The organism is Stenotrophomonas maltophilia, assembly GCF_025642255.1.
Taxonomy (GTDB): Bacteria; Pseudomonadota; Gammaproteobacteria; order Xanthomonadales; family Xanthomonadaceae; genus Stenotrophomonas; species Stenotrophomonas maltophilia_P.
The window spans coordinates 3,185,917-3,204,345 of record NZ_CP106759.1; the positions used below are offsets into that span (position 1 = coordinate 3,185,917).

12 protein-coding genes are annotated in these 18,429 nt (G+C 66.6%); 6 read left to right on the plus strand and 6 right to left on the minus strand.

Going from position 1 to position 18,429, the window contains the following annotated elements; genetic code table 11:
• Positions 1–31 precede the first annotated feature (31 nt).
• Both clpB and N8888_RS14645 read right to left on the minus strand, forming a co-directional pair.
• Positions 32–2,617 (minus strand): ATP-dependent chaperone ClpB, encoded by a 2,586-nt coding sequence (gene clpB / locus N8888_RS14640; protein ID WP_111187257.1) that lies wholly within the window; start codon positions 2,615–2,617, stop codon positions 32–34.
• Positions 2,618–2,809: 192 nt separating this feature from the next.
• Positions 2,810–3,631 carry a DUF3014 domain-containing protein gene (locus tag N8888_RS14645; RefSeq protein WP_263175441.1) on the minus strand — a complete coding sequence of 274 codons (822 nt, stop codon included), beginning with the start codon at positions 3,629–3,631 and terminating at the stop codon, positions 2,810–2,812.
• Between the two features lie 171 nt (positions 3,632–3,802).
• Here N8888_RS14645 and N8888_RS14650 point away from each other — a divergent pair, with 171 nt between their 5' ends.
• Positions 3,803–4,513: a glutathione S-transferase gene (locus N8888_RS14650; RefSeq protein ID WP_263175442.1), complete on the plus strand. Its 711-nt coding sequence runs from the start codon at positions 3,803–3,805 to the stop codon at positions 4,511–4,513.
• Positions 4,514–4,541: 28 nt separating this feature from the next.
• Here the strand turns inward: N8888_RS14650 and N8888_RS14655 are convergent, their stop codons facing one another.
• The 4 genes from N8888_RS14655 to N8888_RS14670 form a co-directional block, all read right to left on the minus strand.
• On the minus strand, positions 4,542–6,152 hold the full coding sequence (locus N8888_RS14655) for a SulP family inorganic anion transporter (protein WP_111187260.1): 1,611 nt from the start codon (positions 6,150–6,152) through the stop codon (positions 4,542–4,544).
• 679 nt (positions 6,153–6,831) lie between these two features.
• Complete coding sequence (locus tag N8888_RS14660; protein ID WP_263175443.1) at positions 6,832–8,550, minus strand: thiamine pyrophosphate-dependent enzyme; 1,719 nt, start codon at positions 8,548–8,550, stop codon at positions 6,832–6,834.
• Between the two features lie 109 nt (positions 8,551–8,659).
• On the minus strand, positions 8,660–9,511 hold the full coding sequence (locus N8888_RS14665; RefSeq protein ID WP_263175445.1) for an XAC2610-related protein: 852 nt from the start codon (positions 9,509–9,511) through the stop codon (positions 8,660–8,662).
• A 36-nt stretch (positions 9,512–9,547) separates the two neighbouring features.
• Positions 9,548–10,030 (minus strand): DUF3574 domain-containing protein, encoded by a 483-nt coding sequence (locus tag N8888_RS14670; RefSeq protein WP_053517005.1) that lies wholly within the window; start codon positions 10,028–10,030, stop codon positions 9,548–9,550.
• Positions 10,031–10,244: 214 nt separating this feature from the next.
• Here N8888_RS14670 and N8888_RS14675 point away from each other — a divergent pair, with 214 nt between their 5' ends.
• From N8888_RS14675 to N8888_RS14695, 5 genes are all read left to right on the plus strand, one after another.
• A complete protein-coding gene (locus tag N8888_RS14675) occupies positions 10,245–12,677 on the plus strand; it encodes a TonB-dependent receptor plug domain-containing protein (protein ID WP_164150962.1) in 2,433 nt (810 codons plus the stop codon).
• Positions 12,678–12,835: 158 nt separating this feature from the next.
• Positions 12,836–13,594 carry a trehalose-phosphatase gene (gene otsB / locus N8888_RS14680; RefSeq protein WP_263175450.1) on the plus strand — a complete coding sequence of 253 codons (759 nt, stop codon included), beginning with the start codon at positions 12,836–12,838 and terminating at the stop codon, positions 13,592–13,594.
• A 40-nt stretch (positions 13,595–13,634) separates the two neighbouring features.
• Positions 13,635–15,416, plus strand: a complete 1,782-nt coding sequence (locus N8888_RS14685; protein WP_053517094.1) for a glycoside hydrolase family 15 protein — start codon at positions 13,635–13,637, stop codon at positions 15,414–15,416.
• Positions 15,413–16,777 carry an alpha,alpha-trehalose-phosphate synthase (UDP-forming) gene (otsA, locus tag N8888_RS14690; RefSeq protein WP_053517011.1) on the plus strand — a complete coding sequence of 455 codons (1,365 nt, stop codon included), beginning with the start codon at positions 15,413–15,415 and terminating at the stop codon, positions 16,775–16,777. Before N8888_RS14685 ends, otsA begins: the two co-directional genes overlap by 4 nt.
• A gap of 322 nt (positions 16,778–17,099) precedes the next feature.
• Positions 17,100–18,410, plus strand: coding sequence for an OmpA family protein (locus tag N8888_RS14695; RefSeq protein WP_197572149.1), 1,311 nt, complete (start codon positions 17,100–17,102; stop codon positions 18,408–18,410).
• The last annotated feature ends 19 nt before the right edge of the window (positions 18,411–18,429 follow it).

Consider the following 18,429-nt stretch of genomic DNA (forward strand, 5'->3'; position numbering starts at 1 on the left):
CCCGCCCCCATGGGCGGGAACCCGGCCGACATCAGGCCTTGGCGAACACCAGGTGACCGCCGTCGTTGCCGACCTCGATGGTGTCACCGTTGGCGAAGGCGCCCGACAGGATCTTCTGTGCCAGCGGATTCTCCAGCTGCGACTGGATCGCGCGCTTCAGCGGGCGTGCGCCGTACACCGGATCGAAGCCCACATTACCCAGCAGGTCGAACGCGGCATCGGACACCACCAGCTTCAGGCCGCGCTCGGCCAGCCGCTTCTCCAGCCCGCGCATCTGGATGCGCGCGATCTGCTTGATCTGCTGCTTGTCCAGCGGGTGAAACACCACGATATCGTCGAGGCGGTTGATGAACTCCGGACGGAAGTGCGCCTGCACCACCCCCATCACCGCGGCCTTCATCTGCATGTAGGCCTCCGGGCTGTCGTCACCGCTCATGTCCTGGATCTGGTGCGAGCCCAGGTTCGAGGTCATCACGATGACGGTATTGCGGAAGTCCACCGTGCGGCCCTGGCCATCGGTCAGGCGGCCATCGTCCAGCACCTGCAGCAGGATGTTGAATACGTCCGGATGCGCCTTCTCGACTTCGTCGAGCAGGATCAGCGAGTACGGACGGCGACGCACGGCTTCGGTCAGGTAGCCCCCTTCCTCATAGCCGACGTAGCCCGGAGGCGCACCGATCAGGCGGGCGACGCTGTGCTTCTCCATGAACTCGCTCATGTCGATGCGGACCATCGCGTCGGCGCTGTCGAACAGGAATTCGGCCAGGGACTTGCACAGTTCGGTCTTGCCGACGCCGGTCGGGCCCAGGAACAGGAACGAGCCGGCAGGCCGGTTCGGGTCGGACAGGCCCGCGCGTGAGCGACGCACCGCGTCGGACACCACCTTGATCGCCTCTTCCTGGCCGACCACGCGGTTGTGCAGCACCTCTTCCATCCGCAACAGCTTGTCGCGCTCGCCTTCGAGCATCTTGTTCACCGGGATGCCGGTCCAGCGCGACACGACCTCGGCGATCTCCTCATCGGTCACCCGGTCCTGCACCAGCTTGAAGTCCTTGTGCTCGGCTTCCTGGGCAGCCGCCAGCTGCTTTTCCAGTTGGGGCAGCAGCCCATACTGGATCTCGCTCATCCTGGCGAAATCCTGCCGGCGCTGCGCGGCTTCCAGCTCCAGCTTGGCCTGCTCCACCTGCTCCTTGATCTTTGTTGCGCCCTGCAGCGCGGCCTTCTCCGACTTCCAGATTTCATTGAGGTCGGAGAATTCACGCTCCAGCACCTCGATGTCATTCTCCAGATCGGCAAGGCGCTGCCGCGAGGCATCGTCCTTCTCCTTCTTCAGCATTTCGCGCTGGATCTTCAGCTGGATCACGCGCCGCTCCAGCCGATCCAGTTCCTCGGGCTTGGAGTCGATCTCCATGCGCAGGCGCGAGGCGGCCTCGTCCATCAGATCGATGGCCTTGTCCGGCAGCTGGCGGTCGGTGATGTAGCGGTTGGACAGCGTGGCCGCAGCAACGATCGCCGGGTCGGTGATCTCAACGCCGTGGTGCAGGGCGTACTTCTCCTTCAGCCCACGCAGGATGGCAATGGTGTCCTCCACCGAAGGCTCGCCCACGAATACCTTCTGGAAGCGGCGTTCCAGTGCGGCATCCTTCTCGATGTACTTGCGGTACTCGTCCAGCGTGGTGGCACCGATGCAGTGCAGCTCGCCGCGCGCCAGCGCCGGCTTCAGCATGTTGCCGGCGTCCATCGCACCGTCGGCCTTGCCGGCCCCGACCATGGTGTGCAGCTCATCGATGAACAGGATGATCTGCCCTTCGTTCTTGGCCAGGTCGTTCAATACGCCCTTCAGTCGCTCCTCGAATTCACCGCGGAACTTGGCGCCGGCGATCAACGCGCCCATGTCCAGTGACAGCACGCGCTTGCCGCGCAGGCCCTCGGGCACTTCGTCGTTGATGATGCGCTGGGCCAGCCCTTCCACGATCGCGGTCTTGCCCACGCCGGGTTCGCCGATCAGCACGGGGTTGTTCTTGGTCCGGCGCTGCAGTACCTGGATGGTGCGGCGGATTTCCTCGTCACGGCCGATCACCGGGTCCAGCTTGCCGCTCTCGGCGCGCGCGGTCAGGTCGATGGTGTACTTCTCCAGCGCCTGGCGCTGCTCTTCGGCGTTCTCCGACTGCACGTTCTCGCCGCCGCGCAGCTTGTCGATCGCCGACTGCAGGCGCGCCTTGTCGGCACCGGCGGCGCGCAGCGCCATGCCAAGCGTGCCGCCATCCTCCAGCGCCGCCAGCACGAACCACTCGCTGGCGATGAAGGCATCGCCGTGCTGCTGGGCCAGCTTGTCGGTGTGGTTGAGCAGGCGGTTGAGATCATTGCCGATCGACAGGTTGCCGGCCTGCCCGGACACCTTCGGCAGCGCGTCCAGCGCCTCGTCCAGGCGCTCGCGCAGCACCGGTACATTGACACCGGCCTGCGCCAGCAGCGGGCGCGTGCTGCCGCCCTGCTGGTCCAGCAGTGCGCTGAACACGTGGACCGGTTCGATGATGCTGTTGTCGCGGCCCACGGCCAACGACTGCGCGTCCGCCAGCGCCTGCTGGAAACGCGAGGTGAGCTTGTCCATCCGCATTGCGAATCCTCATCGGTCGTCAGTGCCGGCCCGTGCCGGCGATGCTGGAAAGATGCGGTTGCACCACCCGGTTTCAAGGGTGGCTGCGACTGCACCCCGGGGCCAGTCAGCCTGGGGCCAGCATGCCGGAGCGGGTGTGGTCGGCGCGTTGATCCGGATCAGTTACGCATGGCGGGCCGCGCCCGCGATCGCTCAGCGCGCGATCGCGCTGCGGATCGCCCGGAGCTGCTGCTTGACCGCCCGCGATTGCGCCACATCCATGCGCAGCAGGGCCTTCTGGCCAATCGAGCGCGCCTGCAGATCCGGATCCACGAAGCGGTAGCGGCCCCGTTCATCGCGTTGAACGAGGGGCGCCTGCTGCGGCTCCGGGGTCTCCAGCAGATGGTCGATCACCGCCACCAGGCGATCATTGAAGTAGCCCTCTGGCCGCCCAAGATCGACATAGGCCTGCTGGATCAACGGGTAGAAGCGCTTGTACGCCGTAGCCGTTGCCGCCGGGTCCAGCGCGGTGAATGCCTGCACATAGGGCGCATAGCGCGCGGCGTTGCTGGCGGCGATGCGTTCCCCGCCCTCGCCCGGCTCGACCTGCAGGCTCCCCGGCAGAGGCCGCGCGGCCAATGCGGTCGGCGGAACACTGGGCTTGTCCAGATTGTCGACCTGGGTCACCAGGCGCTGGATCAGGTGATCGCGCAGCAGCAGGGTGAGCGGCCGCTCCCCCTGGAACAGCTGGCTCAATGCGCTCCAGGCCGCGATATCGCTGTCGGCCAGTTTCGGCAGCGCGGGATCGGCCGCGGCTTCGGTGTCCAGCGGATGCTGGATGGCGGGCGGCGCCGGTGCGGTTTCTGCGGCCGCCTTCGGTTGTGGCGGTGCGCCAGCACTGGCGGGGGGCGACTGCACCGGCACCGGGACACCGTCCGCCAGGCTCTTGAGCTGATCGCGGAACAGCCAACCGCCCGCGCCACCGATCACCACCACACCCAGCACCCAGGGCCATACCGCCTTTCCACTCTGCATGATGCAGTCCCTCGTTTTCCATCTGCATGGACAAGGTGTGACCCTCTCGATTCCCGAGGGTTCCCCGCGTGTTCCGCTGCCGTTGGGGTTGGCGCCGCACGCAGGGCACGCTCACGCCTGCTTTGCGCGCGCTGCGCGAGGCTGTGCATCTTGTCGCGGGGAGACCGTGTCATGCACTACGCGTTGTACTACTGGACCGGCATCCAGGGACGTGGCGAATTCGTACGATTGGCCTTGGAAGACGCTGGCGCCGACTACATCGACATGGCGCGGATACATGGCGACGCCGCGATGCAGCCCTTTCTCGATGGCCACAGTGAGGGCGCGCAACCGTTCGCCCCCCCGTTCCTCAAGGCGGGGCGTGAGGTCATCGCGCAGGTCGCAGCGATCCTGGATTTTCTCGGCCCAACCCTGGATCTGGTGCCGCAGGCCGCGGCGCGGCGCATGCAGGCGCTGCAGTTGCAGCTGACCATTGCCGACCTGGTGGCTGAAGTACACGACACCCACCATCCGATTGCCGCGTCGAAGTACTACGAGGAACAGAAGACCGAAGCCAACGCACGTGCGGCGTCATTGCGCAGCGAGCGGCTGCCGAAGTTCCTCGGCTATTTCGAGCAGGTGCTGGCGGCCAACGGTGGCCGCCATGCACTGCGCGAGCACTCCTACGTGGATCTGTCGCTGTTCCAGCTGATGAGCGGGCTGGACTACATGTTGCCGCGCCGGATGCAGGCACTCACGCCGCGCCTGCCCCTGCTGCGGGCACTGCAGGAGCGGGTGGCGAAGCGACCGAACATCGCTGCCTATCTCGCGTCGGAGCGGCGATTGGCGTTCAACACCAACGGCATCTTCCGCCACTACTCCGAGCTGGACGGAGAGCGGTAGCGCCGGGCCATGCCCGGCGTGTTCCCGGTCAATGATCGGCGCGATCACCCAGCGGCTTCACCGCCTGCTTCTGCAGCGACAACAGCCCCAGCAGCAGTGCCAGCGCCACGTAAGCCCCTGCAAACTGCCAGCTGATGGTACGCGCCAGGCCTTCAAGGTCCCACGGCAGGTAGATGCCGCCGCGCGGATCCACCGAGTGGATCAGGCCGAACAGGGTCAGCACAGCCGCCACCAGCAGGAAGCCGCAGGCACGGCGCAGACGGCCGTCAACCATCGCGGCCACGGCGGAAATCCACAGCATCGAGGTGATGATGAAGCCGTTGCCCAGAGTGAAGATCACCGCCAGTTCCGGCAGGCCGTGTCCATCGAGCTTGGTCAGCAGCTGCGGCAGCTGGTCCGGTGCGATCCAGCCCGGCGCTTTGATCGCCAGCAGGTAGGCCACCGAAGGCAGGAAGCCGAACACCATCGCTCCGGCGTGCTGTCGCGGTGTGGCCTGGAAGGCCTGGGTGGTGATGTCGATGGCGACGTACACGATGATCGGCGCCAGCACCGCCAGCGGCAGCCACTGCACCAGCCCGGAAATGATGCCCAGCATGCCGCCGATGCCGACGAACAGGCCCGTCAGCAGCGTGTACCCGCTGCGTGCGCCCATGTGCTTGTATGCAGGCTGGCCGATGTAGGGGGTGGTCTGCGCGACACCGCCGCAGACACCGGCCACCAGCGTGGCCACCGCTTCCACCAGCAGGATATCGCGGGTGCGGTAATCATCCCCGGCCGCGCGCGCGCTCTCGGACACGTTGATGCCACCGACCACCATCAGCAGGCCGAACGGCAACAGCAGCGGCAGGTAGGTCATTGCCGTGGGCAGGCCGTCCAGGAAGCCCAGCGTCGGCAGCGGCAGCACCACCTGCGGCGGCGTCCACGCCGGCACGTGGAAGCCGGGGGCCCCCAGTCCCGCCAGACCGAGGCCGTAGTACAGGACGGTGCCGAACACGAACGCCAGCAGCACACCCGGGCCACGCACCGGCAGCCGGCCCTTGGCGATCAGCACATACAGCAGCAGGCCCAACGTGGTGAAGCCGACCAGTGGCGAACGCAGGGTTTCCAGCAACGGCAGCAGGCCCATCAGTACCAGCGCGATGCCGGCGATGGAGCCGAGCAACGCTGCACGCGGCAGCGCGCGGGTGACGGCTTCGCCGAAGAAGGAGAGCACCAGCTTGAGCGCGCCCATGATGACCAGCGCCGCCATGCCCAGCTGCCAGGTCGCAATGCCGGCGGCATGCGGGTCCATGCCCTGCTGCTTGAACGCGACGAACGCCGGACCGAGTACCAGCAACGCCATGCCGATGCTGGTGGGTGCATCCAGCCCCAGCGGCATCGCGGTGACGTCATCACGCCCCGTGCGTGCCGCCAACCGGCGTGCCATCAGGGTGTACAGCAGATTGCCGATCAGCACGCCGAAGGCGGTACCGGGAAACATGCGGCCGAACACCACGTCGGCGGGAAACTGGAAGATGCCGACCAACGCCATGGCGATGAAGCCGAGGATGGAGAGGTTGTCGACGACCAGGCCGAAGAAGCCATTGAAGTCACCGGCGACGAACCAGCGACGCGGTGCGGCGGAAGCGGGAGCGGACATGGAAGGGGCGATGGGGGTGGGGAGCGCCGATGGTAGGCCCAGCGGGGCCGGCGCGCCAATTCCACGGTGGAATGATGGGTTCCAGCCAACGGCAGGGCCCCTCGTGGCTGGACGCAAATCGCAGATTCCCGGGCTGGCCCGTGCGGGTGGGCGTCGCGGGGGACGCCGTGAACCCATCCCTGGGGGCTTGTCCGCGGCATCCATGCCGCGGACACCCCCGCGACGCCCACCCGCCCGGCCCCTGACAGTTTCCCGCGTGTGCCAGCCACGGAAGAGAATCAAAAGATCAAAAGCAAAGGCAGGCTCTCGTTGTAGCGCCGAGCGCATGCTCGGCTGCCATACGCGAAGCCTCTGAGCCGAGCATGGCTCGGCTACAGAAGATCATCCCGATCACTCCTTCGTTCATCCACGCATGGCGTGGATCTACCGTGTCGACCAAGGTCGACACCCATCAGGCAACAGCCATGCCATTCCGACAGATCACAGGAATCTGTCGAAGGCGGGGTGGGTCCGGTTGCGGGGGTGTCCGCGGCATGGATGCCGCGGCCAAGCCCCCAAGGACGGGTTTACGGCGTCCCCCGCAACCTGACCCACCCCGCCATCCCCCAGATAACCCGCTTCTGCTCTGGCTCTGGCTCGTAGCGGGTGCAGGGCGCAGCCCTGCATAAAACCCCAACCCTCACTTCTTCAGGAAGTTGTCCACCAGCAGATGCTTCACGTCGTCGAAGCGGCCATTCAACACCGCCTTGGCCGCATACAGGGCCGTACCCGCCACCTGTTTGGCCTCGATCTGCGGCGGCATCACCAGCTCCGCCCGGCTGGTATGCACGTCCAGCAATGCCGGACCGCGCTGGGCGAGGAAGTCCTGTACGGCCTTCTCCAGGTCCTCGCTGCGGGTGACCGTGCGGCCATGGAAACCGATCACCTCGGCCAGACGGCCGAAATCCGGATTCTTCAGATCGGTGTAGTTGTCCAGCAGCCCTTCCACCTTCTGCTCCAACTCCACGAAGTTCAACGAACCGTTGTTGAACACCACCACCTTGATCGGCAGCTTCTCCTGCACGGCGGTCAGCAGATCGCCCAGCAGCATCGCCAGGCCGCCATCGCCCGACAGCGAGATCACCTGCCGGCCCGGGAACGCCTTCTGCAGGCCCAGCGCCTGCGGCATCGCATTGGCCATCGTCCCGTGCAGGAGACTGGTGAGCGTGCGGCGACGGCCATTGACGCGGATATGCCGCAGCACCCACACCATCGGCGAGCCACCGTCGGCGGTGAACAACGCATCGTCGCTGGCGTATTTCGACAGCAGCGCGGTCAGGTGCTGCGGATGGATCAGTTCGCCCTCGCCCGGCTGCTCCTCCTGCTCACGCTTGGCCAGCGCCTTGTCGCGACGCTCGATACACTCGTCGAGGAACGTGCTGTCCTCGCGGGGTGGCAGCATCGGCAGCAGTGCATCCAGCGTCGGTGCGATGTCACCCACCACGCCCAGGTTAACCGGATGGCGGCGACCGAGATGGCTGCCATCGCGATCGACCTGGATGATCGTCGCCTTGTCCGGATAGAACTGCCCCCAGGCAAAATCGGCGCCGAGCAGCAGCAGCGTGTCGCACTCCATCAGGGTGTGGAACCCGGATTCGATGCCGAAGATGCCGGTCATGCCCATGTTGTACGGGTTGTCCGGCTCGACGAAGTCCTTGGCACGCGAGGTGTGCGCGATCGGGGCCTGCAGGCGCCGGGCCAGTTCCAGAAGCTGCGCATGGGCGCCCTGGCAACCGGCACCGGCATAGATGCCGATGCGCTTGCCCTGCCCCAGCAACCCGGCGATGCGCTGCAGCTCGCCATCCGACGGGCGCAGCACCGGCTGGGTGTAGTGCACCGAGAACGGTACATCGTGCTTCACCTCGGCCTGGCTGATGTCGGCCGGCAGGATCACCACCGCCACGCCGCGGCGGCTGATCGCCGCCTGGCAGGCCAGGGCGACCACGCGTCGTGCCTGCGCCGGGCTGTGCACCTGCTCGCAGAACACCGTGCAGCTGCCATAGACCGCCTTGAAATCCACTTCCTGGGGGAATTCCATGCCCAGTTCGCTGGTCACCACCTGGCTGGCGATCAGCACCATCGGTGCGCGGTTGCGGTTGCTTTCAAAGATGCCATTGATGAAATGCAGGCCGCCGGGACCGCAGGAGCCGGCACAGGCCGTCAGCTCGCCGCTCACCAGCGAGTCGGCGCCGGCGGCGAAGGCGGCCACCTCTTCGTGGCGCACATGCACCCATTCGATTTCGCTGCGATGCAGTGCATCGGTGACGTGGTTCAACGTGTCGCCGACGATGCCATAACAGCGGCGGACACCCGCCTGCTGCAGGGTATCGACAACGATCTCGGCAACGCGCTTGCTCATCGGATGCATCCTCGAACGGGGGAACGTCCGAGGCTAGACCCGACGAAGTGATGCCTCCGTGGGCAAGGCATGCATCGCCTCGACAGGCAAAGTACAGAGCGATATCGGGTCAATCGTTGACGTTGATCCAGCCCACCACCGCGCCGCTCTTCGGGTTGCGATACCGCACCTTCAGCCAACCCTCGTGTTCATCCAGCAGTTCCACGCGGTCGCCCTGCAGCAGGTAACGCTGGGTGCTGGGCGCACCGGGCCGGTCGAACAGGAACAGGCGCGCCGGCACCACGGTGGCCTGCTGGCTGCGCAGCGGGCCGTCGGGCGGTGCGCCCAGGCCATCAGCGATCGCGCTCTCCAGCACACGACCGGTGGGATCAAAGGTGCGCCAGACCGCCGACGGGCCCTGCTCGTCGGCCTGCACCCAACGCAGTGCGGCGTTCAGGGTATCGCCCAGCATCAAGACGCGCTCGGCGCGGTACAGATAGAGTTTCGCGCCTGCAAACCGGTACTGGTCCGTGTACCACATCGGGCCGCTGCGGCAGCTGCTGGTCAACGTGCGCGTGGCGGCATCAACGGTGAGCCCCATCAGGCCGCCGCAGTTGTCACGCCCATGGGTTTCGGCCTGCAGCGCGCGGAAACCACCGCTGGCCGGATCGTAGCGATACACCGCCACCGCTTCATTGACCATGCCGACCGACGCGCGCGCAACCAGCTCCGGGCGCCCATCGAAATCAACATCCTCGGCTGACAACCGCGAATTGCCGTCGACGTCCGGGGCACCCGGCAGGCTCAGCCGCTTGCCAGAGGGCAGCAGCTGCACGGCAATGCTGCCGTCCTCCGCCACCTCAGCCTGCACGCCAATGCCAGGTGCCGCCTCGAAGCGCAGCGGCGCATCGCTGTCAGCAGCGTGCGCCAGCGGTACCAGCAGGCCCGCCAGCAGGCCAATCACGGTGTCCCTGTGTCTCATCGTCTTTCCCTGCGGCGCCAGGGCGGCGCCTCCCGGTCAGAACGATACGTCAACGGCCTGTCGCGACCACAGCACCGACTGGTGCCCGGTCTGCTGCTTCCACGCCAGGCGGATGGCTTCGATGTCGGCACGACGCTGCGGGCTGTCTTCGTGCAGCACCACCAGTACCTTGGTGCGCAGGCGGTTCGGCGCAGCGTCACCCCGGAACAGCCACTGGCCGTAGGCATCGAACACGGTCAGGCCATCGGGGAAGCGCGGGGTCACTTCCTTGTCCAGGAACGTCCGCCACTGCGCCTCGCTGATGGTATCGGCCTGCGGTCGGTTGCCGGCGCCCTGCTCCTCGCCCACCCCGAAGTACAGCTCGCTGCGCACCCAGCCCTGGCCAGCGGACGGGCGTGCGGCATCCCCCTTCAGTTCAGCGGTCGTGGCCGTAGCGTAGGCGCTGGGCGCCTGCGAGGAGAGGCTGGCGCAGCCACTGGCGGCGAGCAGAACGGCGAAGGCAAGGCCAAGGTGTTTCATCGGTACAGCTCCGGGGAAGGGGGACAGTGCGAGCCGGCAGCGTACAGCGCCACCGGCCCGGCGTGCTGATGCCAACAGGGCATCAGCTCATGCCGGACCGGCAGGGGCTTGCATCAGCACCGGTCATCACGCGAAGATAATATATCGCTTCATCCGGATGGATGTAAGTGAAACTATCTCCCCCTTCCCCGTCGTCGTTGTTGCTGGAGCCCCCATGTCCGCCCGCCTGCCCGCGTCGCCGCTCGGCCTCGCCATTGCCCTTGCGCTCTCCCCCATCGCCCCGGCCCTGGCCCAGGACGCCACCAACCTCGACACCGTGATCGTCACCGGCACCCGTGCCGCCGACCGCACGGTGCTCGAATCCACCTCGCCGGTGGATGTGCTTACCGCCGAAGACATCCGCAAGGCCGGCGTGGTCAACGGCGAACTCGGCAGTGCGCTGCAGGCGCTGTTGCCGTCGTTCAACTTCCCGCGCCAGTCCAATTCCGGTGGCGCCGACCACGTCCGCGCCGCGCAGCTGCGCGGCCTGTCGCCGGATCAGGTACTGGTGCTGATCAACGGCAAGCGCCGCCACCACACCGCCCTGGTCAACACCGACAGCAAGATCGGCAAGGGCACCACGCCGGTCGACTTCAATGCCATCCCTGTCAGCGCGATCAAGCGCATCGAAGTGCTTCGCGACGGTGCCGGCGCGCTGTATGGCTCCGACGCCGTGGCAGGTGTCATCAATGTGATCCTCGACAATGGTGGCGACGGCGGCGAGATCGAAGCCAGCTACGGTGCAAATCACACCGATCTGAAGCCGATCGGCCGCACCCTTACCGATGGGCAGGCCGGCAACATCAGCGCCAAAGTGGGCACCTCGCTGGGTGAGGACGGTGGCTTCCTGCGCGTCGGCCTAGAGTACAAGCACCGCAACGGGACCAACCGCGCCGGCTTCGACCAGATTCCACCGTGGGACCAGACCCCGGACAACCTGGCACTGCAGGGCAAGCGCAACTACGTGCTGGGCGATGGTGAGAGCAAGGACATCAACCTGTGGCTCAACACTGAAATCCCGGTCGGCCAGACCTCCACCTTCTACGCGTTCGGTACCTTCAACCAGCGCGATACCGAAGGCGCGAACTATTTCCGCTACCCGGACGGCGAGGCCAACTGGAAGGAGGTCTATCCGAACGGTTACCGGCCGGTCTCCGAAGGCGAGAACCGCGACGTGCAGGCGGTCGCCGGTGTGCGCGGCCAATGGGGTGAGTGGAGCTACGACGGCAGCCTGGACCATGGCCAGAACGATTTCACCTATCGCCTGCGTGATTCGCTCAACGCCTCATTGGGCCCGGCCAGCCCGACACGCTTCAAGACGGCTGATTATGAGTACGCTCAGACAGTCGGCAACCTGGACCTGAGCCGTGTGTTCACCCAGAGCGACAGCATCAGCCATACGCTGGGCCTGGGCGCGGAAGCGCGCCATGAGCGCTACCAGACCCGTCCCGGCGACCCCGCCAGCTATGCGGCCGGCCCGTTTACCGACCGTCCCACCGGCTCGCAGGCCGGTGGCGGCCTCACGCCGCAGGATGCCGCCACCCTGTCGCGCGATGTGGCCAGCGCCTATGCCAGCCTGTCCAGCCAGTTCGGCGATCACTTCTCCAGCGACCTGGCTGCGCGCTACGAGCACAGCGATGATTTCGGCGGCGAACTGACCGGCAAGCTCGGCCTGCGTTACCAGTTCACCCCGGCCTTCGCCCTGCGTGGCGCGATCTCCAACAACTTCCGCGCCCCGTCGCTGGCACAGATCGGCTACGAGTCGACCTCCACTGGCTACAACGCCGGCGGCCAGCTGGTGCAGGGCCGGCTGCTGTCGGTCAACAATCCGATTGCCCGCGGCCTGGGCGCGCAGGACCTCAAGCCCGAAAAGTCGATCAACACGTCGCTGGGCTTCACCAGCCGCATCGGCGAGCACTTCGACCTGTCGCTGGACTTCTTCCAGATCGACATCGATGACCGCATCGCGCTGTCCGAAAGCATCACCGGCGATGCGCTGACCGACTACGTCGCCGCCAACTACGGCGTCAGTGGCCTGCAGAGCGCCAGCTTCTTCGTCAATGCCGCCGATACACGTACCCGTGGCGCCGAACTGGTCAGCAACTGGCGGCAGGCGCTGGGCAACGGCCAACTGCTGCTGACCGGCACTTACGCCTATACCAAGACCACGCTGAAGAACGTGCTGGCCACCCCTGCACAACTGCAGGCGCTCGATCCGGACTATGTGCTGTTCGGCATCGAAGAGACCAACACGCTGACCGACGCCACCCCGCGCACGCGCGGCAGCGTCTCTGCAGCATGGAGCAATGACCGCTGGTCACTCAGCAGCCGGGTGAACCGCTATGGCAGCGTCACCCGTGTCTTCAACTTCGGTGACGGTTACATTCCGCGCCAGACCTACCAGGCCGAATGGCAGCTGGATGCAGAAGTGGAGTATCGCATCAGCGCCCGATGGAGCGTGGCCATCGGCGGACAGAATCTGACCGACAACTACCCGGATCGATCCAATGAGGACATCCATTACTTCGGCAATCTGCCCTACGACGTGCTTTCGCCGATCGGCAGCAACGGCGCCTACTACTACGGCCGCGTCCGTTACACGTTCTGACCGCGGCTGACGCGTGTCTGCGGTGGTGCGGACCACGGGTCCGCACTGCCCCGCTCCGGTACCGCTCCCTTGTGCCGGCAACCGACAGACAGCGCCGACGCACCGTCGTCGCCTGCTCTCGACCCCACGTACACGCCCACGCTGGCAGGCTGGGCGTCATGGCTGAACCGCTCCCCCTGCGTCCGCCACCTCCATTGCTGGACGATGCCTGCGCGTTGTTCCTCGATGTCGATGGCACCCTGATTGAATTCGCTGCACGACCGGACGCCGTGCAGCTGCTGCCCGATGTGCGTGAGGCCATCGGTCGTATCAGCGAACGCCTGGAAGGTGCCGTAGCACTGGTCAGTGGCCGTCCTCTGGCACAGCTTGACCAGTTGTTCGCGCCTCTGCAGCTGCCTGCGGCCGGCTTGCACGGCCATGAACTGCGTGGCCAGGACGGACGCGTGCTGCGCGACGAACATGACGATGACACCGCCGAATGGCTGCATGCCCTGCATCAGCAGGCGATGCGTTTTGCCCATGGCCATCCCGGGGTACTGGTGGAAGACAAGGGTGTGGGCCTGGCCCTGCACTGGCGCGAGGCGCCGCACGCTGGAAGCGAGGTGCGGGCGTTCGCTGACCGCCATGTGCGCGGTCGCTCCAGCTACCGCCTGCAACCCGGCGATCACGTAGTCGAGTTCGTGCCCGTCGGCACCGACAAGGGCCGCGCGATCCGGCGGATGATGCAGTACCTGCCGTTCCGGGGCCGCCTGCCCGTGTTCCTCGGCGATGACCTGACGGATGAATTCGGATTCGACGCCGCCAACGGCCAGCATGGCTGGAGCGTGCTGATCGGCGAGCGTGAACCCAGCGCCGCCGTGTTCGCGCTGCCTGACATACGCAGCGTGCACGCCTGGCTGCGCGAGAATGCCTATTGACCCGGCCACCCCCACGGCCGCAACCGAGATGTACCGCGTGATGACCCAACCCGATCTTGATCTGGGCGTGGTCGGCAACGGCAGCTTCGGCGCCCTGGTCGACAAACATGCCCGTGTCGTCTGGAGCTGCCTGCCCACCTTTGACGGCGACCCCACCTTCTGTGCGCTGCTGGGCCCGAACCAGCAGACAGGCGGCGACTTCGCCGTCGAGCTGGAGGACTTCGCCGACAGCGAGCAGGAATACCTCACCAACACCGCCATCCTGCGCACGGTGCTGCGCGACACGCATGGAGGTGCGCTGGAGATCCTCGATTTCGCGCCACGCTGGCGGCAGAACGACCGCTTCTACCGGCCGGTCAGCCTGATCCGCCAGGTGCGGCCATTGGCCGGCAGCCCACGTATCGTCATCCGCGCACGGCCGCTGGCCGACTGGGGCGCACGTGTTCCCGAATCCACGTGGGGCAGCAACCACGTGCGCTGGATCCTGCCCGACCACGTGCTGCGGCTGACCACCGATGTGCCGGTCCGGATGGTCCGTGATGGCCTGCCGTTCGTCCTCAACCACCCTGTGCACCTGATCCTGGGCGTGGATGAATCGCTCAACCGCTCGATCAGCGGCTATGTGCAGGAAGCGTTCCAGCGCACGCGTGACTACTGGCGCGAATGGGTGCGCTATCTGTCGATCCCACTGGAATGGCAGGACGCGGTGATCCGCAGCGCGATCACTCTCAAGCTGTGCCAGTACGAGGACAGTGGCGCGATCATCGCGGCGATGACCACCTCGATTCCCGAGGCTCCCGGCAGCGTACGCAACTGGGACTACCGCTACTGCTGGCTGCGCGATGCTGCGTTCGTGGTGCGTTCGCTGAACCGGCTTGGCGCCACCCGCACGATGGAGCAGTTCCTCGGCTACATCTTCAACCTCGCCACCACCGACGGCACGCTGCAGCCGCTGTACGGCATCGGATTCGAGGCCAAGCTGGACGAGGACGAAGTCCCCAGCCTGTCCGGCTACCGTGGGATGGGCCCGGTGCGCCGCGGCAACCTGGCCTGGGTGCAGCGCCAGCACGACGTGTATGGCAGCGTGGTGCTGGCCTCCACCCAGTTGTTCTTCGATCGTCGCCTGCAGGACCCCGGGGATGCCCATACCTTTGCCCGGCTGGAACCGCTGGGCGAACAGGCCTTTGCCCTGCACGACGTCCCCGACGCAGGCCTGTGGGAGTTCCGCGGCCGCACCGAGGTGCACACCTACACCAGCGCGATGTGCTGGGCAGCCTGTGATCGCCTGTGCAAGATCGCCGTGAGGCTCAAGCGCGATGACCGTGCACGCTACTGGCGCGAGCGCGCCGACATCATCCACGCGCGCATCATGCAGCGGTCCTGGAGCGAATCGCTGGGCCACTTCACCGACACCTTCGACGGCCATCGCCTGGACGCGTCGCTGCTGCTGCTGGCCGACATCGGCTTCATCGATGCACTCGACGCGCGTTTCATCGCCACCGTCGAGGCCATCGGCCGCGACCTCAAGCATGGCAATTCGCTGTACCGCTACATCGCACCGGACGATTTCGGCGAGCCGGAAACCAGCTTCACCATCTGCACCTTCTGGTACATCGATGCGCTGGCGGCGATCGGGCGCATGGATGAGGCACGCGAGATGTTCGAGACGCTGTTGAAGCAGCGCAACCATCTTGGCCTGCTGTCAGAGGACCTGGCCTTCGACAGCGGCGAAGCGTGGGGCAACTTCCCGCAGACGTATTCGCATGTGGGTCTGATCACGGCAGCGATGCGCCTGTCGCGTTCGTGGCAGGAGGCATCATGAGTCGTCTGGTGGTGGTCTCCAACCGCGTTGCCGTGCCCGGCGAGAACCGCGCCGGGGGCCTTGCGGTGGGCCTGCTGGCTGCGCTCAAGGAGCGCGGCGGCATGTGGTTCGGCTGGAGTGGCAAGACCGTGCGTGATGGCAGCGGCGCGCTGCATGAACAGCAGGACGGCGACATCCGCTTCGTCACCATGGACCTGAACAAGCGCGAGGTGGACGGCTACTACAACGGCTTCGCCAACCGCACGCTGTGGCCGCTGCTGCATTTCCGCCTGGACCTGGTCGACTATGACCGCGGCACGCGCGAGACGTATCACAAGGTCAATGCGATGTTCGCGGACAAGCTCGCGCCGTTGCTGCGCGAGGACGATATCGTCTGGATCCACGACTACCATCTGATCCCGCTGGGTGCCCTGCTGCGCGAGCGCGGCATCGGCTGCCGCATCGGCTTCTTCCTGCACATCCCGATGCCCTCGGCGGACCTGCTGCAGGCCATGCCCGACCACCTGCGGCTGTTCTCCGCGCTGTATGCCTATGACCTGGTGGGATTCCAGACCCAGCGCGATGCCGACCGCTTCCAGACCTACCTGCGGCTGTTCGGCGGCGGTCGCGTGCTCGACAACGGCGAACTGGAGGCCCCGGGGGGGCGCCGCTTCCGCGCTGCCGCCTTCCCGATCGGCATCGACACCGGGCTTATCGCGCGTCAGGCCAGCACCGCAGCGGCCAAGGCCGCCGTGAAGAACCTGCGGGCCAGTCTGCGGGATCGGCAGCTGGCCATCGGCGTGGACCGCCTGGACTATTCCAAGGGGCTGCCCGAACGTTTCCTCGGCTTCGAACGTTACCTGCAGCGCCACCCCGACCAGCGCGGCACCCTGACCTACCTGCAGATCGCGCCGGTCTCGCGCGGTGATGTCACCGAGTACCGGCAACTGCGCAGCCAGCTGGAACAGATCGCCGGGCACATCAACGGTGGCCATGCCGAGCCGGACTGGACGCCGCTTCGCTACGTCAACCAGAACTTCACCCATGCCACCCTCACCGGCTTCTACCGCGCGGCGGCCGTCGGTCTGGTCACCCCGCTGCGCGATGGCATGAACCTGGTCGCCAAGGAGTACGTCGCCTCGCAGGACCCGGAGGATCCGGGCGTGCTGGTGCTGTCCCTTCTGGCCGGCGCCGCCGATGAACTGAAGCAGGCGCTGCTGGTCAACCCGCACGATCTGGACGGCGTGGCCGATGCCATCGCCACGGCCGCCACCATGTCGCTGCGCAAGCGCCAGGAGCGCTGGCACGCCATGATGGAGCACCTGCGCACCTACGACATCAACCATTGGCGGCGCAGCTACCTGGACGCCCTCGAAGGCTGAATCAGGCGCATTCTGTACGCCGAAACTTGACGCTTTTGGCTCGAAAGTAATTGCGCATGCAACCATCCCGCCGCTGTGGCGTGATCTCCACAGCCGCTGTCGCAAGTGGCACTCAGGCAGGCGAACGTCCTGCTGCCCCAAGGCTTCCAGCCAGCTGCGTGGCGTCCTCGCGACGCCATCGCGGAAAACGAAAGAAAATGAACCGGCGATATTTCATTTCGCATTGACGCGACCTCCCCACAGTGGCGCCCCCAGAGCTCCTGCAATCGACAGAAGCCGCACCGTGCACGACTGCGTGCACATCACTCCGGGGATCCACTGCATGCACGCGTACGACCGTTTCATCGAAGAAGCCAGCCACCGCCTGGGACTGGGCCATCGCACCCGTTGGGTGGTTGATGTGATTGCCGGCTGGATAGCCTCCCACCCGCGGGGACTGGACGGACTGGAGCAGACCTTCGAGCAGGCGGGCCTGGGGGTTCACTTCCGATCCTGGCGGCGTCCCGGGCAGCCGCCGCTGCCGGTGCTGGCCAGCGACCTGCAGCGTGCGCTGGGTGATCCGGTCATGGACCGGCTGGCCCGGCGCAGCAGACTGTCATCGGGGGCGTTCCGGGTCGTGGCCTGCGATCTGCTGCCGGGGCTGATCGCATTGACGTCCCAGCCCATCGAGCCGGCCCCTTCGGAGCCGCGCCAGCTGCGCAACCGCCCGCAGCGGCAGCGACCGCAGATGGCCGGCACCCTGCTCACCCCGCGGGTGCAGGGCATGGCCCTGCGCAGCCTGCTGTGGATGATGGCCGCCGTGGTCGTGCTCGGCGCTACCGCATGGCTGCAGCTGAAGGCACGCACGCCGCTGTGGACGCCACAGGTGATCGTCCGCGAGCACGACGCGCGGCTGTTCCTGCACCAGCGCGGCGCGCAGGTCTCGGTCCATGGCAGCCTGCCCAGCGACGCCCTGCGCCGCCGCCTGTGGAGCGCGTTGATTGCGGTGCATGGCGCAGGGCACGTCAGTGGCCGTATCGAGATCGATCCGCAGGCCCGGTCGCCGCGCTGGTTCGAGCGCCTGATCCGCACCCTGCCCTGCCTGCAGGGCGACGGACTGCGCCTGGAGTTCGCCGGCAACCAGCTGGATATCGACTCCACCGCCCTGAGCGAAGAGCGGCGCCTGGCGATCTCGCGGCAGCTCCGCCAGGATTTCCCCGCCCTGCGGATGAGTGGGCTGTGGGGTCCGGGCCGGGCGGCATTGTCGCGGCTGCCGGCCGATGCCGGCGCCGCGCAGCGGATCGCTGCGCTGAACCTGACCCGGCTGGAGTTCCATCCCGGCTCCAGCGAACTGCGCGGCAGCTCCAGCGAAACGCTGCAGGTGGTGGCCGACGCATTGCGCAGCACTGCGCCAGGCACACGGGTGGAAGTGGCCGCTCACACCGACAGCCAGGGCGCGTCCGAGGCCAACCGGCAGCTCAGCCAGCAGCGTGCGGACGTGGTGGTGACGGCGTTGCAGGCGCATGGCGTGCCGGCACCGACGCTGGTCGCGGTGGGGTACGGCGAGGAGCATCCGGTAGCCGACAACCGCAGCGAGGACGGCCGCGCGCGCAACCAGCGCATCGCCTATCGGCTGCTTGCGGCTCCGCACTGACACCGCGCGCGGACCGACC